Origin of the sequence: Nakamurella sp. PAMC28650 (genome assembly GCF_014303395.1) — a bacterium.
Lineage (GTDB): Bacteria > Actinomycetota > Actinomycetes > Mycobacteriales > Nakamurellaceae > Nakamurella.
The window spans coordinates 396,382-419,227 of record NZ_CP060298.1 but is presented as its reverse complement, the minus strand read 5'-3'; the positions used below and the strand labels follow the sequence as shown (position 1 = coordinate 419,227).

The following is a 22,846-nucleotide window of genomic DNA, read 5'->3' as shown; positions in this document are numbered from 1 at the left end:
ATCCGCGGGACACGCCCTAGCCTTGCGCTTTCACGCAGATACTGGATTTGGTGTTTCAAAGTGAGGGAAAGGTGCCCCGACCTGCGATAATGAGGGTCTCTAAGGTCCACATCGTCAGCAAACAGGAGCACCTTTCTGATGCCGAACCCTACCGGTTTCTACCCGCCGTTGACAGTGGACACGACCGCGAAGCGGGTGGTGTCCCACGCCGGTGCTGTGCTGCTGGTCACCACCGCCGGGAAGGTCGGGTTGGACCGGGCTTTGTCTGCGGCGTTGGCGCCGTGGCGCAAGCAGTGGGCGGTGCTGGATCCGGGGAAGATCCTGCTGGACCTGGCGGTCAGCGTCGCCATCGGCGGGGACTGCCTGGCCGACATCTCGGTGGTGCGGTCTGAGCCGGCGGTGTTCGGGCGGGTCGCCTCCGACCCAACAGTGTCCCGGCTGATCGACGCGTTGGCCGCGACCCCGCAGGCCGCTTTGGCGGCGATCAACCAGGCCAGAGCAGCAGTCCGACAGCGGGTGTGGAAGATGGCCGGGAAGGACGCCCCCGACTTCGGAATCGACCGGGACCGGCCGTTGATCATCGACCTGGACGCCACGTTGATCACCTCCCATTCGGAGAAGGAACTGGCGGCGCCGACCTACAAGAAGGGCTTCGGGTTCCACCCGCTCGGGTCGTGGGTGGATCACGGCCCCGACGGCACCGGTGAGCCACTGTCGATGATGCTGCGCCCCGGAAGGGCCGGATCCAACACCGCCGCCGACCACATCGCGGTCACCAAGGATGCGTTGCGGCAGTTGCCCTTCAACCGCCGTGGCGGCCGCATCGGGCGCAGGGTGCTGGTCCGCGCCGACAGCGGCGGCGGCACCCACGAATACCTGAAGTGGCTGGCCGGGCAGGGCCTGTCGTATTCGGTGGGGTTCGGGCTGACGCAGGACATCGTCGACAAGATCAACCTGATCCCCGACCAAGGGTGGACCCCGGCCTACGACGGCGATGGGAAGGTCCGCGACGGGGCGTGGGTCACCGAACTCACCGGCCTGCTGGACCTGTCAACGTGGCCGGCAGGGATGCGGGTGATCGTCCGGGCCGAACGTCCGCACCCCGGGGCGCAGCTGCGGTTCACCGACTCAGGCGGCAACCGGCTGACCGCGTTCGTCACCAACACCACCGGCGGGCAACTCGCGGACCTGGAGTTGCGGCACCGCCACCGGGCCCGCTGCGAAGACCGGATCCGCAACGCGAAAGACACCGGCCTGCGGAACCTGCCCTTGACTGCGTTCGCGCAAAATCAGATCTGGGTCGCCGTCGTCCAGCTCGCTACGGAGCTGACCGCGTGGCTGCAGATGCTGGCGTTGACCGGCACCGGGGCCCGCCGTTGGGAACCGAAACGGCTGCGGTTGCAGCTGTTCTCCGTGGCGGCGACCATCGCCCGGCGGAGCCGCCGGGTCTGGTTGCACCTGTCCGGTCACGCAACCCACCGGCACCTGTTCACCACCGCCCTGGACCGGCTGACCCAGCTGCCGGCGCCGACCTGACCTGCAACAACCCACCCGGCCAGCAAGAAGACAAACCCCCCGGAACGTGGAATCCGGCACCCACCCAGGTGACCCACCGGGGCTTCGACGAACCCGCAGACATGCCCGTCGGTGCGAAACACCAGATCTATCGCGCCGAGGAAAGGCCGGGCGTCTCACGAAAGATTGAGGCTAACTACCCTGCCACCGCCGACGCATGGCAACCCGGCAGCAATAACGCCTTCAGCACCCCGGCCACAGGTTCTGGAAGAACCTCCGCCGGCAGTTTCTAACCTGTGGGCAAAGACGGAAAGGGGCTGACGCGCCGCGTCAGCCCCTTTCCGCACCCCTGAATCGGGCCATAGGAATCCACGTGGCTGCAAAAGCACAGTGTCCGCGGGGATCTCGCCGAGCCGACGCCCCAATCTCAGGTCACAGTTGAGTCACGGCCCTTCCCAAAACCAGCGCTAGGTAGTTTACTAAGTACGAAAGAAAGTGGCGAACGAAGGGGTTCCCGTGGACGCAGGACGGTCGATCGATCGAGGAGGCTTGATGCCGTCGGCGATCCTGTCGGTGTTGGGCACCAGGGGACCGACCTCGCGGGCAGACCTGGCTCGCACGCTGGAGATGAGCTCGGCCAGCATCACGCAATTGACCAAGGTCCTGATCGCCCGCGGCCTGGTCACCGAATTGGAAACGTCGCCCTCGCAAGGCGGCCGACCTGGCAGATTGCTGGGATTGGTCCGCTCGGCCGGGTCCGCCGTCGGCGTCAAGATCACCGCCGACCATGTCGGCGTCGTCCAGGTCAACCTGGACGGAACCTTCGGCTCGGCAACACGTTACGACTTCGACCCCTCACGCCCGGATGCGTTGGACCATCTCGCGCATCTACTCAAGGCCGACATCGAGCATATGGAGGGCCATCTGCTCGGTGTCGGCGTCGGGGTGCCCGGCTCGGTGGACGCCCAGGACTCCGGAGTGGTCGCCGCCCCGACGCTCGGATGGACCGAGGCGCAGGTCGGCCCGATGTTGCGGGCCCGCCTGGGGCTGCCGGTGCTGGTGGACAACGACGTCAACACGCTGGCGGTGGCCGACCGTCTCTACGGCGCCGGCCAGCGTCATTCGACCTACATGGTGGTCACCATCGGACGCGGCATCGGATGCGGGGTGGTGGTGGACGGTTCGGTGTACCGGGGGGCGTTCGGCGGGGCCGGGGAGATCGGGCACCTGCCCGTCGTCTACTCCGGGGGCGCCCTATGCGGTTGCGGATCTCTGGGCTGCCTGGAGGCCTATGTCGGCGACGACGCACTGGTGCGGGCGGCCGTCGAAAACCGAGTGCTGGTAGCAGGTCAGGGGATTGGGGATCTGCTGGATGCGGCGCGGGCCGGCAGCACTGCGGCGGCGGAGATCTATCTGCAGGCGGCCCGGACGTTGGGGGCCGCGCTGTCGGGGGTAGTACACACCCTGGACCCGGAGGTGATCATCCTGTCCGGTGAGGGCATCGTCGCGTGGCCCTTCTGGGAACGGGGTTTCGAGCAGACGTTCCGGCGGCACCTGATGCCTCGCTGGCGCAGCACCCCGTACCTGATCGAGGCTTGGGATGAGACGAAGTGGCTGCTCGGCGCCGCCTGCCTGGTGCTGGCCACCCCGTTCGACACCGTCGGAATCGGTGGCGATCAGGGTCGCCTGGTGCGGGACCGTCTGCAGACCAATGGATCCCGAGTGCCAGCATGACGATTCTGAAAACCTCCGTGACCCGTCCGGCTGTCCGCAAACTGCCACCAGAGCCGCTGCCCAGAAGTCGTCGTCGGGGTTGGCGCAACGCCGGGTGGGCGTTGTTCTTCCTGTTGCCCAGCGCGATCCCACTGGTGGTGTTCACCTTCATCCCGATGATCGCCTCGGCATGGGTCAGTCTGCACAAATGGAACCTGATCTCCCCGATGAAATGGGTGGGGTTCGCCAACTACACCAAACTGATCCACGACCCGCAGACGCTGCAGATCTTCTTGCACACCCTGGAGTACATCGCCGGCTACCTGCCGCTGGTGTACATCGGGGGGTTGGCGTTGGCGTTGGCGCTGAACAAGAAGATGGCCGGCCGGTCGTTCTTCCGCGCGGCGATCTTCCTGCCGGTGGTGACCAGCTGGGTGGTGGTCGCCCTGGTCTGGCAGTGGCTGCTGAACCCGTCCAACGGACTGGTCAACCACGTCCTGATGTTCCTGCATCTGCCGGCGCCGGGGTGGTGGACCGACCCGAGTTGGGCGTTGCCGTCGGTGATCCTGGCTTCGGCGTGGAAGGACCTCGGGTTTGTGATGGTGATCCTGCTCGCCGGGCTGCAGGCTATCCCCACCGACCTGTACGAGGCGGCCACCGTGGACGGCGCGACCGGATGGCAACGGTTCCGCCGCATCACCTTTCCGCTGCTGTCCCCGTCGACGTTCTTCGTCGTCGTCATCTCGCTGATCAACGGGTTCCAGGTCTTCGACCAGGTGTATGTGATGACCGGTGGGGGACCGGAGGGATCCAGCCAAGTCGTCGTCGGGCAGATCTACAACCTGACGTTCCGCTACGGCCGAGCCGGAGACGCGTCCGCCCTGTCCTGGCTGCTGTTCATCGTCATTCTGTTGATCACTGCCGTCCAGTTGCGGGGACAGAAAAAGTGGGTGACCCATGCTTGAGACCAAGCGCTCCCTGCGCGGCGCAATCGGTCTGTACCTGCTGGTCGGCGTCGCCGCGGTGATCATGCTGTTCCCGTTCCTGTGGACGGTCATCACCTCGATCACCCCCGACGGGAACCTGAACAACGGACCCACCCTGATCGTGAAGAACCCCACCCTGGATGCCTACCGGACCTTGGTGGCCACGCTGCCGATGTGGCGGATCACGCTGAATTCTTTGGTGGTCGCGGTCGTGGCTACCGCCGCGCAGTTGATCACCGGGTCGATGGCCGCCTACGGTTTCGCCCGGCTGGAATTCCGTGGCAAGAGCGTCATTTTCGCGCTGTACCTGGCGACGTTGATGGTGCCGCTGCAGGTGCTGGTGGTTCCGCTGTTCATCGAAATGAAAACCCTTTCCCTGCAGGACACCTACTTCGCGTTGCTGGCCCCGTCGTTGGCCTCGGCGTTCGGGATCTTCCTGGTCAAGCAGGCCATCGAAGGTGTTCCGCGGGAACTGGACGAAGCCGCCACCATCGACGGCGGCGGACACCTGCGGATCTTCGTGACCATCATCCTTCCGCTGGTCCGCCCCGCCCTGGCCACTCTGGCGATCTTCGCGTTCATGGGCAGCTGGAATTCCTTCCTCTGGCCGCTGGTGGTCATCCGCTCACCGGAATTCATGACGTTGCCGCTGGGCCTTTCTACCCTGCACGGTCAATTCACCACCCAATGGAATGTGGTGATGGCCGGCAGCGTCTTCTCGATCATCCCCATCTCAATCATCTACCTGCTGGCCCAGCGGCACATCATCACCGGCCTGGCCCACACCGGCATCAAATAGCGCTCGTTCCTGGTCAAAAGCCGATCCAGGAGCATTTTTCGTACCTGTCATTCCCCACGTGCGGCACCTTCGCCGCACCCATGAAAGGACACTCCCAGTGAACCGTGCTTCCCGTTCCAGGCTGCTGATCGCCGCGGTGGCCCTGGCCGCCGTGCTGGCCGGCTGCTCCCAAGGCACCGCCAGCAGCGGCAGCGCCGCTGCGCCGACCACCAGCAGCCCCGGCGCAGCCACTTCCAGCAGCGCCCCCGCCGCAGTCGGCACCGTGGCCCCGGCGGCCACGTCGGCCGCCGCGGCGACCTCGGCCGGCAGCAGCTCCGCAGCTGCACCGCCGGTCGCCGCGACCACCGTCAGCTACATGAACTTCTCCGCCAGCGGCGGCCACGAGAAGGACCTGGACACCATCGTCACGGCCTTCGAAAAGGCCAACCCGGGGATCACCGTCAAGGTCGAGAACGTCGCCTACGCCGACTACTTCACCAAACTGCAGACCGCGGTCGCCGGTGGTACCGCCTCGGATGCGTTCGAGCTGAACTACGAGAACTTCGTGACCTACCAGTCCAGCGGGGCGCTGGCGGCTCTGTCCGGGGTGGACTCCAGTACCTACCGCAAGTCCCTGTACGACGCGTTCACCACCGGCGGCAAGCAGTACGGACTGCCCGAATCGTTCTCCGATGTGGTGCTGTTCTACAACAAGGACCTGTTCAGCAAGGCCGGCGTCGGGTTGCCCACCGCGTCCTGGACCTGGGCCGATGAAAAGGCGGCTGCGACTAAGCTGACGAACAAGTCTGCGAAGGTGTGGGGGGACTATCAGCCGATCACCTACAACGAGTTCTACAAGGCGCTCGCCCAGACCGGCGGCCAGTTCTTCAACGCCGCCAAAACGGCCGCCACGTTCTCCTCGCCGCAGGGGATCAAGGCCGCGAACTGGCTGATCGGCAAGTCCGGCACCGTGATGCCCACGGTCGCCGACGGCGCCGGCACCGCGGACTTCGACACCAACCTGTTCAAGTCCGGGAAACTGGCGATGGCACACCGGTATCTGGGAGTTCAGCGCCCTGTCCGCAGTCCCGTTCGGCTGGGACGTCGTCGTCGAACCAGGTGACACCACCAAAGCCTCCGCGATGTTCACCAACGCCGCCGTCGTGTCGGCCACCAGCAAGAACGCCGCCGCCGCACAGAAGTGGGTGCAGTTCCTCACGGCCTCGTCCACCACCGCGGCGACCCGGCTCAAGGCATCCTGGGAGTTGCCACCGATCGCCGACAACGCTGCCCTGGCGCCGTATCTGACCGCAGGGAAGCCCACCAACCGGCAGGCCGTGTTCGACGCGTTGAACAAGACGATCCTGCCGCCGGTGATCGCCAGCCAGCAGGAAATGCAGGACACCGTCAACAACGCTCTCACCAGTGCCGCCGCCGGCCGCAGCCCGGTGGACAAGGCACTGGCCGACGCCCAGACCAAGGTGACCAGCCTGATCGGCCAGTAACCCGCCAGCCCGTCCACCACCTCGCCCCGCCGTCCTATCGGTGGATCGCCGGCCCGCCCGGCGATCCACCAGGAACGTGAGCACCCCAGATGCCATCCATGACCCCGACCGATCAGGCCCCCCAGGCGCCCGAACGAGCACAGCTCCAACACCTGGCGCAGCGGAGCCTGGAGGTGATCGGCCAGTTCCAAGATCCCTCGGGCGCCTACCCCGCGTCGCCGACCTTTTCGGCCTACCGCGGATACGCCTGGCTGCGGGACGGGTCTTTCACCGTCGAGGCGATGTCCCGGTGGGGGCAGGTGGACTCAGCGGATCGGTTCCACACCTGGGTCAGCGGCGTCCTGACCGCCCGGGCCGCCGTGGTGCAGAAATTGGTGGCCGGGCAGGCCGCCGGCCGCCCACCCGCGCCCGCGGACATGCTGCCGACCCGGTTCACCCTAGCCGGAGGTGATGGCGCCGACCAGTGGTGGGACTTCCAGACCGACGGCTACGGCATGTGGCTGTGGGCGCTGACCACCCACCTGCAGCGCCACCACCTGCCCGTCCAGGCCTACCTACCGGCTATCGCCGTCGCGGTGGACTACCTCACAGCATTCGGCGGCGATGCCTGCTACGACTGGTGGGAAGAACACGCCGAACACCGCCACACCTCCACCCTGGCCGCCGTCCGCGCGGGCCTGATCGCCGCCGCGGCCCTGCCCGGCCTGGACCAGCAGCGCCGATCCGCCGCCGAGCTGGCCGCCGCGCTCCTGCTGGAGGTCATCCTGACCGACGCCACCGTCACGACCGCTGGGCGCCAACATCTGTCCAAATGGATCGGCACTGACGCCGTGGACGCCTCGCTCGCAGCGTGCGTGGTGCCATTCGGCGCCGTCGCCGTCGATGACCCGCTGGCCGTCGGCACGTTGGATCAGATCGCCGAACAGCTGGACGTCGGCGGCGGGGTGCACCGCTTCGCCGCCGACGTCTTCTACGGCGGCGGACAGTGGCTGCTGCTGAGCTGCCTGCTGGGCTGGAACCGCGTCGCCGCGGGTGATGTCGCCGACGGCTGGAAGTACCTCAGATGGGCGGCAGCCCAGGCAGAGGCCAACGGTGACCTACCCGAACAGGTCCCCGGGCATCTGCTGCACCCCGAGCACCGCCAGGAGTGGATCACCCGGTGGGGGACGGTGGCGACCCCGTTGCTGTGGTCCCACGCCATGTACCTGATCCTGGCCCACGAACTGGGCCTGCCCATGGAGGACGAGACACCGTGATCCGGCACCGGCCCTACGGCTCCGAACACCCCTACGCCGCGACCCCCGACCAGCGAACCCCGACCATCCCCGAAATCGGGCAGCAGGTCACCCTCGGGGTCCTGGCCGCCGCCAACGTCACCGCCGTGACCTGCCTGTGGACCGAACAGCACCCCGACGGCACCACGACAACCACCGAACTTCCTCTTTCCCCGCACCTGCCCGAGGCCACCGCACTGGCCGAACACACCGGCGGAGACGGACATCTGGCCACCGCCCAAGCCCAATCCGACCAACAGGGCGGCCACCCCTGGCAGGTGAACAGCCCACCCATCGGCGACCACGTCCGGTACAGCTACCGGTTCCGCTCGGTCAACGAACACGGCGCCACTCGACAGTCGCGAAGCCACACGATCGAACCGGTCCAGTGGTCACCGCAGGCCCTGGGCAGCACCCTGTCGATCGACACCGACCGGCTGATCGACGACAGCATCTCCTGGCGCCGCTCGGTGAACGGTGTCGACCGGGTCCGCTTCGCGCTGCGACTCGAACCAGGGGAGAGGGTCGTCGGGTTCGGTGAACGGTTCGACCGGCTCGATCAACGTGGCCATGCCCTGGATGCGGTGGTGTTCGAGCAGTACAAGTCGCAGGGAGCCCACGGCCGGACCTACCTGCCGATGCCGTTCGCGCACATCATCTCCGACCACGGCCCGGGCTGGGGGTTCCACGTCCGCACCAGCCGGCGCAGCTGGTACGACGTCGGGGCCTCCGATCCAGATCGGTTGATCATCGAGGTGGAACTGGCCGGCACCCAGGCGGCACAGCTGAATGTCGCGATCTACCGCGGATCCCCCGCCGAAGTGCTGAACACCTTCCTGACCGAGGTGGGACGGCCGGAAGAGTTACCGGCCTGGGTGTTCCGGCTCTGGGCCTCCGGAAACGAATGGAACACCCAGGACCTGGTGATGGCCCGGATGGACAGCCACCGGCAACACGACATCCCCGTCGGCGCGGTGGTCATCGAGGCCTGGAGCGATGAAGAAGGCATCACCATCTTCCGCGACGCCACCTACGCCGTGAACGGTGACGGCAAAGCCCACATCGGATCCGATTTCACCTACCACGGAGCGTGGCCCGACCCGGCCGCGATGATCGCCGAACTCCACACCCGCGGCATCAAAGTCATCCTCTGGCAGATCCCGCTGCAGAAGATGAGGCCCCACCCGAAAGGCCAGGCCCGCGCCGACGCCGACGCGATGATCAACAATCACCACGCCGTCCTGGAAGCCGACGGACGTCCCTACCGCAACCGCGGCTGGTGGTTCCCCCAAGCGCTCATGCCCGACCTTTCCGTGCAGCCGACCCGCGACTGGTGGACCGAAAAACGCCGCTACCTGCTGACCGATTTGGACGTCGACGGATTCAAGACCGACGGCGGTGAACACGCCTGGGGCCACGACCTGCAGTACGCCGACGGCCGCCGCGGCGACGAAGGCAACAACCTGTTCCCCGTCCACTACGCCCGCGCCTTCGGCGACCTCCTACGGTCAGCGGGCAAAGCGCCGGTCACCTTCTCCCGCGCCGGATTCACCGGCACCCAAGCCCACGGGATTGTCTGGGCCGGCGACGAGAACTCCACCTGGGAGGCCTTCAGATCTTCCATCACCGCAGGGCTGACCGCCTCGGCCTGCGGAATCCTGTACTGGGGCTGGGATCTGGCCGGATTCTCCGGACCGCTACCGGACCCCGAACTGTACCTCCGGGCCGCTGCCGCCGCCACTTTCATGCCGATCATGCAGTACCACTCCGAGTTCAACCACCACCGGCCGCCGCTGCGGGACCGTACACCCTGGCACATCCAGAACACCTCCGGCGATGAACGCGTGTTGCCCGTTTTCCGACAGTTCGCCCACCTGCGCGATGCACTGGTGCCCTACCTGGCCGAGCAGGCCCGGCAAAGTACTAACACCGCCAGACCTCTGATGCGGGCCCTATTCTTCGACCACCCCGACGACCCCACCATCTGGCAGCACCCCCACCAGTACCTCCTCGGCGATGACCTGATCGTCAACCCCGTCACCGCACCGGACCAAGCAGAGTGGACCACCTACCTCCCCGCCGGGCAGTGGGTGGACATCTGGACGGGCGAAACCATACCCGGACTCGCCCCGCACACCAGAAAGGTGCCCATCACCGAAATCCCCGTCTACTGCCGCGCTGATGCCTGGAGCCAGATGGCGCGGCTGATTTCCACGTAGATAAGGGACCGGGTCAGGAACCGCCGGGGCCGAAATCGATGATGTGTTGCAGTAGCCATCGCCCATCCGTTTCGGAGCTGGTTTTACGACCCAGACCTGACGATGACCGGTCGACCGGCAGGGCGGCCGGGCGGCCCGAGCGGGATCGGCGACCGGAAGGCGGTCCGCACCGGACAGTCGCGTCCGGTGGGTTGCAACGCGAGATCGCCGGGGGTACCAGGCGCTCTTGTTGTGCTCCAGTGGTTACGACGGTGGGAAGCCGTCTTGTGGAGCAGACCCGTAGAACGGTGCAACCGCTAGCTCGGGCCTCGGCTGGATCATCGCGGGTCCTCGGAGGGGGGCCACTTTGCCCGAACCGCCTTCACTCGTGCATCCCCGGCTAACGGCAGGACGTTCGCGGTAGACAGTGCAGATGTCAGAAGCAGCGTAGGAACACAGCGGTAGCGGTTCTGGGCACGTCGCCGCTTGGCGCGTATCACTTCGTTATCTGCAAGCGTCGGAGATTCCTCATCAGCCCGAACCGGGCCGTCAAAAGATGCAGTCACTCGACCTACCGAGAGGCCCAGTCGAACAGGGCGAACTGTTCGAACGCCGTGTCGTCGTCGGTGTTGAGCGCCGGTCGTACCGACGAGATGACGGGTAACAACGAGACCGCGGCCGATCGCTGTTTGAGGGGTACGTCGACGTAGATGCCGGTGGTGGCGGGGGGGTTCGTGTCCCATGAGTTCTTTGATGACCAGGGAGTCGACGCCGGCCTCTCGGAGTGCGGGGCCGAACCAGTGGCGCAGGGCGTGGGGGGTGCCGGGGATCCCGGCGCGGTCCATGACGTTGGAGATGGATGCGCTGACGGAGTTGCCGAGCATGGGTCCGCCGGCCAGGTGTTTGGTTCTCCGCGCTATGTCACGGCGCGGGCCATCCGGACGTGACGTTGCACCGGCTGCGGCATTCGGTGGCCACGTTCCTGGTCGAACGCGGCGACATCCTGGCTGCTCAATACCGGCTCGGTCACCGCGACGCCAGGACAACCCTGCGGACCTACAGCCACGTGCTGCCGATGACCGACCACCAAGCCGCCACCACGCTCGAGCTCCTCCTGCACCCGTAGCTTGCTCGACCTCGGCCCCGAGGACACCGTGCTGATCGCCGGCGGCGAGGTCGGCGTCGTCGCCGTGCAACTCGCCCGGATCGCGAGAAAGCGGGTCATCGGCACCGGATCCCCGTCCTCCGCCGGGTACCTCCAGAGACTCGGCGCCGAACCCGTCTTCTACGGCGAGGGGCTGCTCGACCGTATACACGACCTCGGCGGAACGGTCACCGCAGCCCTCGATCTGCACGGCACGGATACCGTCGACGTCGCCCACATGCTGGCAGTCCTCGACAACCGGATCTGCACGATCGCGGCGACATTCCCCGTCGACGACATCCGTTCAGCCGTCGAGCTCCAGACCGGTCGCCACGTCCGCAGCAAAGTCGTCGTCGACCTCTGACGCTCTATCGACTTCTTCTGTGCGATAGTGAGGTATCTGATCGGATACAGTGACGGAGCGGGGCGGGTCATGCGAAGTACCGAGCTGCTGGCGTGGGTCCGTCGATCGGCGGGGCTGAGCCAAGAGGATCTCGCGCGAAGAGCAGGCACCTCACGCACGGCCGTCTCCGCGTACGAACATGGTCGGAAGTCACCATCGCTGGACACCGTTGACCGGCTGGTGGCCGCCGCCGGTTACGAACTGGACGCCCGGCCGCAGATCGAGTTCTCAGAAGTGAAAATGGACAGAGGGCGGCCCGTTCGCGTGCCGACTTGGCTTCCGCGGCTGCCAGCGGAGCAGGCCTTGGCGGCGGTGGAGTTGCCGTTGACGTTGAACTGGTCTCAGCCGGAACGAGTGTTCCGGCTGTCCGATCGGGGCGATAGGGCTCGTGTGTACGAGCTGGTGTTGCGTGAGGGTAGCGATTCCGATGTCCTGCGCTATCTGGACGGTGTACTGCTGATCGACCTGTGGGATGAGCTGGTGCTGCCCAGGGCGGTCCGCGTGGCGTGGTCTCCCTTGATCGGTCGTTACCGCGGCTCCGTTGACATGCCGGGCGTTGCGTGATGGTGGGTGCCACGGGCAGCTGGCTGACTGACTTTCAGCGGACGGTCACTCGGCTCTTCTTCGGTCTGCCGGCCAGTGACGGGTTCCTGCTTGCCGGTGGAGGGGCGTTGTTGGCGCAGGGCCTGACGGAGCGGCCCACCCAGGACCTGGACTTCTTTACGCGGCCCGGTGCCAACGAGGTCAGGCTGGCCCGGGACCAGTTCATCGCGATAGCAGGTGAGCACGGCTGGCGAGTCGAGGTGATCCGAGACGGCGAAACTTTCTGCCGGCTGCTCGTCGAGGGGCCCGAGGACTTGATTATTGACCTGGCGATGGATTCCGCCCCTGTTCGCCCGGCCGGGTCAAGCACTGTCGGTCCGACGTTCGCGCCCGCCGAGCTCGCCGGCCGCAAAGTGATCGCGCTGTTCGACCGTGCTGCAGCGCGTGACTTCGTCGATGTTCTCGCCCTCAGTCATCGGTTCAGCAAGGTCGAACTGCTCGCGTTGGCCCGCGAGGTCGACTCGGGTTTCGAGACCGGCGTCTTCGTCGAGATGATTGGCTTCCTGAATCGTTACACCGATGTCGATCTCGCCCTCGGCGCGGTGAACATCGCCGAGCTGCGAACGTTCTTCGCAGAGTGGAGCACCGAGCTCGAAGCCGGCGGTTAGTCGTGCATCGGTGCGATCCGTCGTCCGCATTCGTCGCGCTCAGTCGGCGATCGTGAAACTCTCGGCTCTCTACGGTTCAGGTCGACACATGAATGGTTCGAGAGGAGCTTGGCAGCTGAGGTTTTCGGCACCGTCGTCTGTCACTGCGATCGCCTCAGTTTGACGCAGCTGCTTCCGTGACGGGCGCAGTCGGTCGATCGTCGGCGACGATGGCTGCCGAGTACCGACGAGATCGGTTGTCGGATGTTCCCCAGGAGGTCCCCCTGCGGGGCTTGTCACCGGACGGGTGTTACGGGGATCGGCTGGTCACGCTGCTGAGCGGTCCTGGCGTGGTGTCATCGGTATCCAGTCTCGGTTCGCCTTATTTCCCCGGCAGGCTTCCCTGCCGGTCACTGGACTCGATTCACGGCCTGTAGGGGCATCGGTTGGCGGTCGAGGTGGTAAGCGGCATCTTCGTGGCCAGGACGGTGCTCGCCCCATTCGTGCAGTTCAGGTGGGATATCTGTGGGCCGATTTGGTCAGGCAGATTCTCTTTGGACGACTTCGAAGGTCGGTCCGTCTAGTTCGGGGCGGGGCGGAACGGGTGTCTCGGTGAGAATGGCGGTGACGAACTGTTCCAGCAGTAGGGCGCGTTGTTCGAGGTGGGTGGGGCGGACGGTGGTGAGGGCCGGCACCGTCATCTTCGCGAATGGGATGTCGTCGATTCCGATGACGGCCAGTTGTTTCGGTGTGGCGATGCCTGCGTGGTGAGCCGCAGCGATCAAGGCTAAGGGAGGCTAAGGATCCGCTGATTTTCGGGGCATCCCGGAAGTGCCCGAGCCGTGGACGCACCCGCACGGCGCCTCCGAGCGGTTGGTGCCTCAATTCCCCTCCCGCCACCCCGGATTCGGGGCGTTGCAGCCACTTTCGGGCCGGCTGCCGACCGGCCGTCACCCGGCGAGGGTGACGGCCCGGGTCCGCATCAACCAGTTCGCCGACGCAAAAAGCACTAATGCTGAGCGGGCTGACTGTGGGGCGATCTGGAAGGCCAGTTACGAGGCGCATTCTGTCGCCTTGAGACACTGTGCAAGCGGCAGGATTGCTGACACAGCCTATGCCGCCAGGGGTGTCGACCCTACCATGCGTCCGGCTGGGCGCCGTTCATCTTCAAACCAATTCTCGACGGTACCCGCCTGGGAATTGGCTACCCAACTCGCGTGGTGGTTTTCTCGTGTTGAAACCTGTGAATGATGGTGATCGGAAGCCACACGAGGATGGCCCAGATTCCACCGGTGATGATCGTCAGGAATAGGTGCAGTCCGTGCGATGTGCGCTTGGCTGATGTGGTGACCATTGTATATGGGGCCTGGATTGTGGCCAGAGGTGCAATCGCCTGTGTTGGAGAAGGTGCAAGGCGGTCGGTCCATGCATGTCCGTCCCAAAATCGAGTTACGCCACTTACATCTGGGTACCAGCCTGCTTCCTGCAGGGGTGTTGTCATCGGAAGGTCAGCATGTTGGTCATGGATACAGCTTGACTGGATCGAACTCCTCCCAGAAGGGCACAAGGTCCTGGTTGGTGCGGGCCTTGAGCCGCTTGGGGCCCGGGCCGAATGCCGCCCAATCGATACGACGGCGGATGCTGCACCGAGCGCCACGTTCAACGACGCCGTAGACGCGACAGCGGGGAACTCAGATGACCGCACCGGTAGATGGCCCACCACCGGTGGCGGACGACGTTCACCCGAAAACCGATCGGCGAGAACACATGACGGCCCAGCGGGAGCACGCGGTAGATGCCCGGGAAGTGGCGCATTTTGGCGGTGCGGCTGAGCGCGACGTGAAGCCGACGTCTGCGACCTGGATGCAGATGTACGCGACGAGGCGGTCAGCCGCGGCGCTTTTCTCTCCGATCGCGCCGATTTCGGCAAGGCCCTGACAGCGCGCCGGGCGGCGGCGGTGGGCCGGTTGCACCCCAGGATCGACCGCACGTCGTCAGCCGATGACCGCTCCACACTCACCCAGGATGACCCAGTCGCCGAGGAATCGAATTCGTCGAACCGAGCCGAGAAGGCTCTGCCCGATGGCTCCTCATTCCGGGTTCCCGGCCACGTCAGTTCCTGCCGCTGCGCCGTGGTGCAGCGGACTTTCGGTGGCAGGAGGTGGGGACTTTTGACCCTGTGAACGAGCTGGGCGGACCCCGAGGCTGGAGGTGGTGGGAGTTCCAGGTCGTGTCCGGCTCCCCCGGGCGAGGGACCTCCTCGTCCAGAGCAGCGATGGCACGTGGGAGAGAAACATGGTCACGCCAACAGCCAATCAGGTGGCTGCGGAAAATTCCATCCCGCCGCAGGGCTCCCGTGCAGCCACTGTTTCGCGGCGATCGGTATTGCGCCTGCTCGGTCTCGGCGGTGCCACCGTGCTGGTCGCCGGCACGGGCGTGCTGAGCTATCGGGTGTTCGACAATGGCGTGCTGGATTCGGGTTCGGGTCGCGCCTACGATCCGTGGTCGTCATGGCGGGGGGATTCGACGCCGCTGGGCGCGGTCGGTGCGGCGATCTTGGCCGCCAATCCGCACAACACCCAACCCTGGCTGTTCCACGTCAGTGCCGCCGGCGTCCAGGTGTTCGCCGATTCGACGCGGGGGATGCCGGCGGTCGACCCGTTCGATCGGGAGCACAACACCGGAATGGGTTGTGCGCTGGAGAATCTCGTCCTGGGACTGAACGCGAGAGGTTTCGGCAACACCGTGACCCTGCTGCCGGAACCGGGTGATCCGACCCATCTGGCCACGGTCTTGCTGACCGGCGGAGCGGCGGTCGGATCGGGCCTGTACGAGGCGATCGGTGACCGCCATTCCAACCGCGGCCCCTACCGGTCGCAGGCCGTACCCCAGGCCGTGCTCGACAGCCTCGATGCGCAGGCGGCCGGCCTGGACGGTGTCGAGGTGCGCTGGTTCACCTCGGAGGCGGACAAGGGGGCCCTGACCGCCCTGATCCTGGCCGCAACAAAGGCTTTCATCGCCGATATGGGCCAGTCGGTGGAGTCACTGTCCTGGTTCCGGAACAATCGTGACGACATCGACCAACACGCCGACGGGCCGACCTTGGACGCGCAGGGCCTGGACCCGGTCACGCTGGCCCTGGGCAAGATCCTGCCGGCCACGTCCCGGACGGCGGGCGACAATTTCTGGCTCGAGCAGACCCGTACCGTGCACACCGCTACCGCGGCCGCCTACGGCATCATCACCATCGCCGACACCGACAGCCCCGCTCAGCGACTGACCGGAGGTCGGCTGCTGCAACGCATCCACCTCGCCATCACTTCGAGAGGTATGGCGTTGCAACACATGAACCAGATCACCGAACGAATCGACCGGGAGCGGCAGCAGGGCCTCCCGGCGACTTTCGCGCCGCAGCTGCAGACGCTGCTGGCCACACCGGGCCGGAGCCCGCTGGTCACCTTCCGGATCGGCTATCCCGTCCGGGCGGCGCTGCGCAGCCCCCGCCGCCCGGTCAGCGCGGTGACCCGATGAACCGGTGGCAGCAGAACCAGCACATCGCCTCGGTGGTGGGCCTGATCGGCGGGGCGCTGGGAGTCGTCGCCGGCCTCCTACAGGCCACCCTCGGCTCGCACCTCCCCGACTGGAGCGGACACAAGGCCGACCCGGTCGCACTAGGGCTGCTGACGATCCTGCTCAGTGCCATCAGCGTGTTGTCCGCGGCCGCCCTGCGGCGTGACGTGACGCCGGGCCGCCGACTGGCCGCAGCGGCGGGTCTGCTGGTACCGGGAAGTCTGTGCTTCTCCACCGGCGGGGCCCTGTGGTATTTGCCCGGCTTGTTGCTGTTCACCGGCGGCGTCTATGCCGTCATTGCCGGTGACGCGCTGCGCACGCGCGAGGTGGTGGCGACGATGTGGTGGCATCTGCTGGTGAGTGTGCTGGGTGCGTTCGAACTGTTGATGGCCGTCAGCGCCGGCCCGACGGTGACGATCGCCGTCGGCGTGCTCGGCGGAGTTGCGCTCGCGGTAGCGCCGTGGCCACCCGCCTGGCGGATCCGCCTGGTGCTGTTGCTGATCGGCACGTTGCCGTTCGCCATCCTGACCTGGTGGAGCGTGGCCGCCCCGGTCCTGGCGGTTCTGGCGTTGGCCATCGGGCTGCCCACGCTCCGACCTCGGGACGTTCGGCCTGCCCCACCGGACGCGGTCCCTGTCGCAGCACGCGGGTGATCGCGGCCCAGGGCCTCAGCAAACGCTACGACACGCCGGTCGTGGACGATCTCAGATTCACTGTCGCCTCAGCATCGGTCACCCCGGCCGCGCATCCGACGACGAGACATCTGAGACGGCCCCGACCGGAGTGTGATCGACCCGACGCGTCAGCCCGCGGCAGGATTCACATTTCGCTCGAGGGACCTTCGCCTCTATCCCGTCACGATCCAAACGGAAAGGATTGGTCAACGGAGGTCGCCGAATTCGGATGACGGCTGCTCCGTCTCAGTGGATGGTGGATCTGTCGCCCCGACCGCGGTCGAACCCGTTGGTACCCGGTACTGAACCCCTCCCGCACGACCATCACCAGAAGGGTGAACCGACCATGACCAGAGCACTGGTGGCATATGCGACCAAGATGGGCAGCACCGCAGAGATCGCGGAGGCCATCGGGCAGGAGCTACGGCGTGCCGGGCTGGAGGTAACCGTCAGCGATGCCGGCGCCGTCGGCTCGTTCGACGAGTACGACGCAGTGGTCCTCGGCAGTGCCGTCTATGCCGCACGATGGCGTTCCGAGGCAGTCGATCTGCTCACCCGGCTGTCCGGCTCGGCGACCAGGTGTCGCACGTGGCTGTTCCAGAGCGGACCGTTCGAGAAGATGACCGAGACCGGGGGTCATGCAGTCCCGAAAAAGGTCCAGCGGCTGGCCACCGAACTGGGATCGCCACTGGTCACCACCTTCGGCGGACGACTCGAACCGGCCACGGCCACCGGTTTCATCGCCCGTCGCATGGCGGCCGGACCGAACGCCGGCGACTACCGCGACTTCACCGAGATCCGTCGCTGGGCTGCCGGTATCGCAACCGAGATGACGGCCCCACTGACGCCGATCGGTTGAGCTGCTCGCCAACGCCACAGACCGTTCCACCACCGAATCGAACCTGTTGCTGTCTCTAGTGTCTGGACCCTCGTCATGAGACCTGCTCCTACCGCGCCCTCACCGTCCGCCGCGCCGCACGGATGAACCTGCTGGGCGCCATCACCACCCGATAGAAGCGATCATCTGCGAGGAGAATGCAAGCACCATGATGCGCATCCCCATTGCCGTGCTTTTCGGGCTGCACGGTCTGATTCATCTTTTCGGATTCATCAAGGCATTCGATCTGGCTGGCATACCCCAACTTGCGCAGCCCATCTCACCCCTCGTCGGCCTGCTCTGGTTGGCGGCGGCCGTACTTTCCCTGATCGCCGCCGCGGCCATCTTCTTCGCGCCGGCGCGGTGGTGGGTCTTCGGGGCGGTCACGGTGGTGATCTCCGAGGTGGTCATCGCGTCCTCCTGGGGCGATGCGAAGGTGGGCACCGTCGCCAACGTGCTGCTGCTGATCGCGGTCGGGTACGGCTTCGCGTCACGGGGCCCGCTGAGCCTGCGCGCCGAATTCGAACGCGACATCGCCCGTGCCTGGCCGCGCCCGGTGGCGCGCGGCCCGATTCTCGAGCAGGACCTGGCATTGCTGCCAGATCCGGTTCAGCGGTACCTCCGCCGGGCCGGTGTGGTCGGCCGACCCCCGGTGATCGACTTTCGTGCCACCTGGACCGGCCGGATGCGGGCCACCCCGGACAGCGCCTGGATGACGTTCACCGCGGACCAGTTGGACATCGTCGACAATCCGCAGCGATTCTTCATGATGGACGCCAGGATGAAGGGGCTGCCGGTCGATGTCCTGCACGCCTTCGATTCCGACGGCGCGACCATGCGGGTGCGGCTGTTGTCGATCCGTTCGATGGTCGACGCGAAGGGTCCCGCACTCACCCACGCCGAGACGGTCACGCTGTTCAACGACCTGTGCTGCCTGGCACCGGGGGCACTACTCTCGCCCGACATCACCTGGCAAACCATCGACAACCATCGTGTCACAGCCTGTTTCACCCTAGGAATGAACACCGTGTCGGCCGAGCTCCACTTCGACGACGGTGGCGATCTGGTGGACTTCGTGGCCGACGGCCGCGGGGCCATGTCGGCCGACGGCCGTACCGTCACCCCGCTGCGCTGGTCGACGCCGTTGCGGGACTACGCGCAGGTCGGCCCGGCACGGGTCGCGACCAGGGCCACGGTGAACTGGCAACCCGACTCGGGCACGTGGACGTACGGCGAATTCGAGCTCACCTCGCTGGCGTACAACGTCGCCAACCGGAAACAGTCGACACCGGAGCGACGGGACCGGCCGAAGATCGGTCACCGCACCGAGACGCGATGACACCCGAACACCGGCGCCCTGCGATCCAGCGCACCACCGGCAACGACCTGATGGCGCTGGCCACCGAATCGGCGGTGGCGCCCATGCAGGTCGCCGCGATCCTGGTGCTGGATCGACCCGTCGACACCGCTGCCCTACGGTCGGCCCTGGCCGGCCGCATCACCGCCGTTCCCCGGCCACGCCAGCGGCTGCAACGCGCGCCCGTCGGGTGCGGCCGACCCATCTGGGTCGATGACGCCGACTTCACCATCGACCGCCACATCATCGATCGGACGTGCCCGGCCCCGGGCGACGAAATCGCCCTGCTGAAGGTCGCTGCAAAGGCAGCCAGGCATCCCCTGTCCCGCAAGCGCCCGCTCTGGTCGATCACCCTCGTCAACGGCCTCGGGGCCGGTCGCAGCGCACTGGTCCTGGTCATCCACCACGTCCTGGCCGACGGGATCGGCGGGCTCGCCGCCCTGGCCCTGCTGATCGACGGCGCCCGGCCCAGCCCCGAGTGGGCGTTCCCGACACCGGCACCCATGACCCGGGACCTGCTCGTCGACGCGACCGCCTCGCGATTCCGCGCCCTCCGGCGGTGGCCCGCCGGCCTCCGACTGGTGCGGGACGCCGTCACCGAACTCGGCGGAGGTCATGTGGGCCACCCGACCCGGTGCACCCTCAACCAACCCACCGGATCGCACCGGCAACTCGCCGTGGTCCGCGCCGACCTCGCGGCGCTGGTCTCCACCGCCCACGCCGCCGACGCGACCGTCAACGATGTCCTGCTCACCGCCGTCACCGGCGCATTGACCGCCGTCCTGAGACACCGCGGCGAATCGGCCGAAACCTTGGTCCTGTCCGTGCCGGTGTCCGGTCGGGGGGAAAACACCCCAACCGCCCTCGGAAACCACGTCGGAGCAATGCTGGTCGAGGCGTCAACCCACGGCGACCCGACCGAGCGCCTGGCCGCCATCGCCCACACCACCCGGTCCCGCCGGCAAGCTCACGGGCAGGCCGCGTCGGCAACCCTGCTGGGGCCGGCTTTCCGAGCGCTGGCCCGGCTCGGCATGTTCAGCTGGTTCGTGGACCGCCAGCGTCTGGTCACCACGTTCGTCACGAACCTGCATGGTCCGCCATCACCGATGACGTTCCTCGGGGCCACCGTCACCGACATCATCCCCGTCACCTCGATCACCGGGAACGTCACGGTCTCCTTTGCCGCGCTGTCCTACGCCGGAACCTTGGCCGTCACGATGATCGCCGACCCCCAGCACTGCCCCGACCTGGCCCTGGTCGCCGAGGAACTACATGGTCAGTTCACGTGTCTGATCGCCGGTCGCACCGAACGGCGCGCCGCCGGCGCGGGGTAGGACGATGGGTGACCACCCACTGGAAACCCTCGCTCGTCCCAGAGGTCAGCGTTCTACCTATCCTCGGCAGGCTTTGCAGCAACCGGGAAGGTGGCGCTTCGGTCGTCCGGCTCTGCAGCAGCCATTGTCGCCTGGTACGCCGTAGGCGTGGGTGCCGATCAGTCGTGGACGGGTTCGCCGGCCGGCGGGGCATGGACAGACGCCGACCGGCCACGGTGGGCCGACAGTCGGCCGCGGCGGCCGGCGTCGCGACCTCGAAGGTCCTTTGTGCAAAGCCCAGAATGGTTCACCCCATCGATCACGGTCACCCCACCGCGGTGCGCACCCGTAGAATGCGCACGGCGGCGAGCACGGTCACGAAAAGTGACGTCGTCGCCCGGTTTCGGATCCGCGTCGCCGGTAGATCGGCTCGGCGGCGTCGCGGTCGTAGGGCGGTGGGCCGACCCAGGTCGTCGGTCGACTGATCCGGTGCGGCTCCGTCGGCGTTGGCCTCCAGGCAGGCATGAGCCCGCGGCGACCAGACGGCCCGGTACGGTCGTGGCTGAGTGGAGCCACCATTTCCTTCGACGCCGCCCGGCGCAAAGGCGCAACGCAGATCCGGCAGGAACACGTGACGACTGAGGCAACACCGGCGCGGCAGGGCAGGCGGTCGGCTCGCATCGAGGTCCGCTCGATCGATCAGATCCCCCTGAGCGAGCGGCACGGGCGGGTCCGTGACCAATTCACCCTGTGGTTCGGGCTGAACGCGAACATCTTCGTCGTCGTGCTCGGCGGCGTGACGGTCTTCCTCGGCCTGGACCTGCTGTGGGCGGGCATCGCCATCGTCGTCGGGACGCTGGCCGGGTTGGCCCTGGTCGGATTCCATGCGATCCAGGGACCGAAGCTCGGTGTGCCGCAGATGATCCAGAGTCGCGGCCAGTTCGGGTTCTACGGGGCGGTGCTGATCTTCGCCGCGTCGATCGTGCTGGACATCGGTTTCCTCGCCGCGCAACTGGTCATCCAGGCCGACGCCATGAACCTGCTGGTCGGCGGCATCAGCATCCCGGCGTGGATCGCGATCCTGGTGGTGCCGGTGGTGGTGCTGACCGTGTTCGGCTACGACTGGATCCACCGTTTCCAGAAGATCATGACCCCGATCCTGGCGGCGACGTTCGTCGTCGTGCTGATCCAGGCCATCGGCCACGGGGCGCCGACCGGGGCCGCAGCGTCGACAGCGCCACCGTCGTTTGCCGCGTTCATGGCGGCGACCGGGCTGTTCGTGGTGACCGTGCTCAGTTGGGCGCCGTACGTCTCGGACTACTCCCGCTATCTTCCGCCGACGGTGGACCTGCGCAGGACGTTCGCGGCGGTGGCGCTGGGCATCGGTGTGCCGACGGTCCTGTGTGCCTTCGTCGGGGCGTACCTGACGAGTTTGCTGCCGGATGCGTCCTCCACCGTCGCCGCGATCGGCGAGGTGTCCGGCCGGTGGGTGCTGCCGGTGATGGCGGTCAGCCTGATCGGCTCGGACGTCGTGAACTCCTACACCGGGATGCTGGCCGTCGCCGGCATCCTGAGCTGCTTCCGCACCGTGCGGCGTTCGGTCGTGGTGCGGGTGGTCGGGTCACTGGTGATCATCGCCGCCGGCACTGTCTGTGCGTTGCTGGGTTACCGGGCGTTCGTAGGGAACCTGTCCAACTTCTTGGGTGTGCTGCTCTACGTCCTGATCCCTTGGAGCGCAATCAATCTGACGGACTACTTCTTCATCCGGCGCGGCGACTACGACGTCCCGTCGTTCTTCACCCCCACCGGCCGCTACCGCGGATTTCTGTGGCCCGGTCTGGTCGCCTACCTGTTGGCCGTCGCCGCGCAGGTGCCGTTCATCGCGCAGACCTTCTACACCGGGCCGCTCGTCGCCGGGCTGGGCGGCGTCGACATCTCGTGGATCGTCGGCGGGGTGGCCGGCGTGATCTTCTATCTCCTCGCGCTGCGGGTGACGGCTGCACGAACGCGGCAGTGAAGTTCCCGCTCACCCGGGCGGTGACGTCTTCCACCACCGATGGACACGGGGCTGGTGATCCGGTCCGGGCGCGACCGCGACGAGATCAGATCGACTCACACCGCGCAGAGATCCACCAGGAGGTCCCTTCTTTGCCGGTTGACCGAATGGTCCAACGGCGCCGAAATGGTGACCAAAGGTCCTACGTTCGATGGCACTCGAGCCATACCCTCGGGACGTGTGACGCCGGACACCCGGGGTCGGGACCGGCCGGTCGGTAGGCGCCTCCGCCGGACCGGTCCCGGCCTCCAACGGAGTCGACATGGAGACGAACATCGCGGGCTCGAACTCAT

20 protein-coding genes and 2 pseudogenes are annotated in these 22,846 nt (G+C 66.7%); 19 read left to right on the top strand and 3 right to left on the bottom strand.

Translation table 11 applies throughout. The features are described 5' to 3' along the window. Positions 1 to 138: 138 nt before the first annotated feature. The 8 genes from H7F38_RS01855 (at position 139) to H7F38_RS01825 (ending at position 9,990) form a co-directional block, all read left to right on the top strand. A complete protein-coding gene (locus H7F38_RS01855) occupies positions 139 to 1,536 on the top strand; it encodes an IS1380 family transposase (protein ID WP_187092610.1) in 1,398 nt (465 codons plus the stop codon). A 531-nt stretch (positions 1,537 to 2,067) separates the two neighbouring features. Then, positions 2,068 to 3,249, top strand: coding sequence for an ROK family transcriptional regulator (locus tag H7F38_RS01850; RefSeq protein WP_187092609.1), 1,182 nt, complete (start codon positions 2,068 to 2,070; stop codon positions 3,247 to 3,249). Then, positions 3,246 to 4,193, top strand: a complete 948-nt coding sequence (locus H7F38_RS01845) for a carbohydrate ABC transporter permease (RefSeq protein WP_187092608.1) — start codon at positions 3,246 to 3,248, stop codon at positions 4,191 to 4,193. The genes H7F38_RS01850 and H7F38_RS01845 overlap by 4 nt, the downstream gene beginning before the upstream one ends. Continuing rightward, positions 4,186 to 5,013 (top strand): carbohydrate ABC transporter permease, encoded by an 828-nt coding sequence (locus H7F38_RS01840; RefSeq protein WP_187092607.1) that lies wholly within the window; start codon positions 4,186 to 4,188, stop codon positions 5,011 to 5,013. Before H7F38_RS01845 ends, H7F38_RS01840 begins: the two co-directional genes overlap by 8 nt. Positions 5,014 to 5,110: 97 nt before the next feature. Next, on the top strand, positions 5,111 to 6,115 hold the full coding sequence (locus tag H7F38_RS25390; RefSeq protein ID WP_222618379.1) for an extracellular solute-binding protein: 1,005 nt from the start codon (positions 5,111 to 5,113) through the stop codon (positions 6,113 to 6,115). Positions 6,116 to 6,134: 19 nt separating this feature from the next. Continuing rightward, positions 6,135 to 6,497 carry a hypothetical protein gene (locus tag H7F38_RS25385; RefSeq protein ID WP_187091421.1) on the top strand — a complete coding sequence of 121 codons (363 nt, stop codon included), beginning with the start codon at positions 6,135 to 6,137 and terminating at the stop codon, positions 6,495 to 6,497. Positions 6,498 to 6,595: 98 nt separating this feature from the next. Then, complete coding sequence (locus tag H7F38_RS01830) at positions 6,596 to 7,753, top strand: glycoside hydrolase family 15 protein (protein ID WP_187091420.1); 1,158 nt, start codon at positions 6,596 to 6,598, stop codon at positions 7,751 to 7,753. Beyond that, positions 7,750 to 9,990: a TIM-barrel domain-containing protein gene (locus H7F38_RS01825; protein WP_187092606.1), complete on the top strand. Its 2,241-nt coding sequence runs from the start codon at positions 7,750 to 7,752 to the stop codon at positions 9,988 to 9,990. Before H7F38_RS01830 ends, H7F38_RS01825 begins: the two co-directional genes overlap by 4 nt. A 317-nt stretch (positions 9,991 to 10,307) precedes the next feature. Here the strand turns inward: H7F38_RS01825 and H7F38_RS26390 are convergent, their stop codons facing one another. Next, positions 10,308 to 10,814, bottom strand: a complete 507-nt coding sequence (locus H7F38_RS26390) for a hypothetical protein (protein ID WP_370531323.1) — start codon at positions 10,812 to 10,814, stop codon at positions 10,308 to 10,310. 98 nt (positions 10,815 to 10,912) lie between these two features. Here H7F38_RS26390 and H7F38_RS01815 point away from each other — a divergent pair, with 98 nt between their 5' ends. The 5 genes and pseudogenes from H7F38_RS01815 (at position 10,913) to H7F38_RS01800 (ending at position 12,727) form a co-directional block, all read left to right on the top strand. Continuing rightward, complete coding sequence (locus H7F38_RS01815; RefSeq protein ID WP_187092604.1) at positions 10,913 to 11,095, top strand: tyrosine-type recombinase/integrase; 183 nt, start codon at positions 10,913 to 10,915, stop codon at positions 11,093 to 11,095. After that, positions 11,076 to 11,477 (top strand): annotated as a pseudogene (locus tag H7F38_RS01810) (NADP-dependent oxidoreductase); the annotation flags it as partial. The gene H7F38_RS01815 and the pseudogene H7F38_RS01810, both read left to right, overlap by 20 nt. Before the next feature lie 69 nt (positions 11,478 to 11,546). Further along, a pseudogene (locus tag H7F38_RS26385) lies at positions 11,547 to 11,663 on the top strand (helix-turn-helix transcriptional regulator); the annotation flags it as partial. A 33-nt stretch (positions 11,664 to 11,696) separates the two neighbouring features. Continuing rightward, complete coding sequence (locus H7F38_RS01805; RefSeq protein WP_370531416.1) at positions 11,697 to 12,080, top strand: hypothetical protein; 384 nt, start codon at positions 11,697 to 11,699, stop codon at positions 12,078 to 12,080. Further along, on the top strand, positions 12,080 to 12,727 hold the full coding sequence (locus H7F38_RS01800) for a nucleotidyl transferase AbiEii/AbiGii toxin family protein (protein WP_222618377.1): 648 nt from the start codon (positions 12,080 to 12,082) through the stop codon (positions 12,725 to 12,727). The genes H7F38_RS01805 and H7F38_RS01800 overlap by 1 nt, the downstream gene beginning before the upstream one ends. A gap of 518 nt (positions 12,728 to 13,245) precedes the next feature. On the opposite strand, the gene H7F38_RS01795 is transcribed toward H7F38_RS01800, so the two are convergent. Together H7F38_RS01795 and H7F38_RS26380 are read right to left on the bottom strand one after the other, a co-directional pair. Continuing rightward, positions 13,246 to 13,491 (bottom strand): substrate-binding domain-containing protein, encoded by a 246-nt coding sequence (locus tag H7F38_RS01795; protein WP_187092603.1) that lies wholly within the window; start codon positions 13,489 to 13,491, stop codon positions 13,246 to 13,248. Between the two features lie 419 nt (positions 13,492 to 13,910). Then, on the bottom strand, positions 13,911 to 14,207 hold the full coding sequence (locus tag H7F38_RS26380) for a DUF2510 domain-containing protein (RefSeq protein ID WP_187092602.1): 297 nt from the start codon (positions 14,205 to 14,207) through the stop codon (positions 13,911 to 13,913). 794 nt (positions 14,208 to 15,001) lie between these two features. Here H7F38_RS26380 and H7F38_RS25380 point away from each other — a divergent pair. From H7F38_RS25380 to H7F38_RS01760, 6 genes are all read left to right on the top strand, one after another. Next, entirely contained in the window at positions 15,002 to 16,237 is a 1,236-nt protein-coding gene (locus H7F38_RS25380) for a hypothetical protein (RefSeq protein WP_222618376.1), read from the top strand. After that, positions 16,234 to 16,929: a hypothetical protein gene (locus tag H7F38_RS01780; RefSeq protein WP_187092601.1), complete on the top strand. Its 696-nt coding sequence runs from the start codon at positions 16,234 to 16,236 to the stop codon at positions 16,927 to 16,929. Before H7F38_RS25380 ends, H7F38_RS01780 begins: the two co-directional genes overlap by 4 nt. Positions 16,930 to 17,296: 367 nt before the next feature. Beyond that, positions 17,297 to 17,809, top strand: a complete 513-nt coding sequence (locus H7F38_RS01775) for a flavodoxin domain-containing protein (protein ID WP_187092600.1) — start codon at positions 17,297 to 17,299, stop codon at positions 17,807 to 17,809. A 187-nt stretch (positions 17,810 to 17,996) separates the two neighbouring features. Beyond that, the gene (locus H7F38_RS01770) at positions 17,997 to 19,166 is read left to right on the top strand and encodes a DUF6544 family protein (RefSeq protein ID WP_187092599.1); all 1,170 of its coding nucleotides are present in this window, start codon (positions 17,997 to 17,999) and stop codon (positions 19,164 to 19,166) included. Then, positions 19,163 to 20,518 carry a wax ester/triacylglycerol synthase domain-containing protein gene (locus H7F38_RS01765; RefSeq protein ID WP_187092598.1) on the top strand — a complete coding sequence of 452 codons (1,356 nt, stop codon included), beginning with the start codon at positions 19,163 to 19,165 and terminating at the stop codon, positions 20,516 to 20,518. The genes H7F38_RS01770 and H7F38_RS01765 overlap by 4 nt, the downstream gene beginning before the upstream one ends. Before the next feature lie 610 nt (positions 20,519 to 21,128). Continuing rightward, positions 21,129 to 22,514 carry a cytosine permease gene (locus tag H7F38_RS01760; RefSeq protein ID WP_187092597.1) on the top strand — a complete coding sequence of 462 codons (1,386 nt, stop codon included), beginning with the start codon at positions 21,129 to 21,131 and terminating at the stop codon, positions 22,512 to 22,514. Positions 22,515 to 22,846 lie beyond the last annotated feature (332 nt).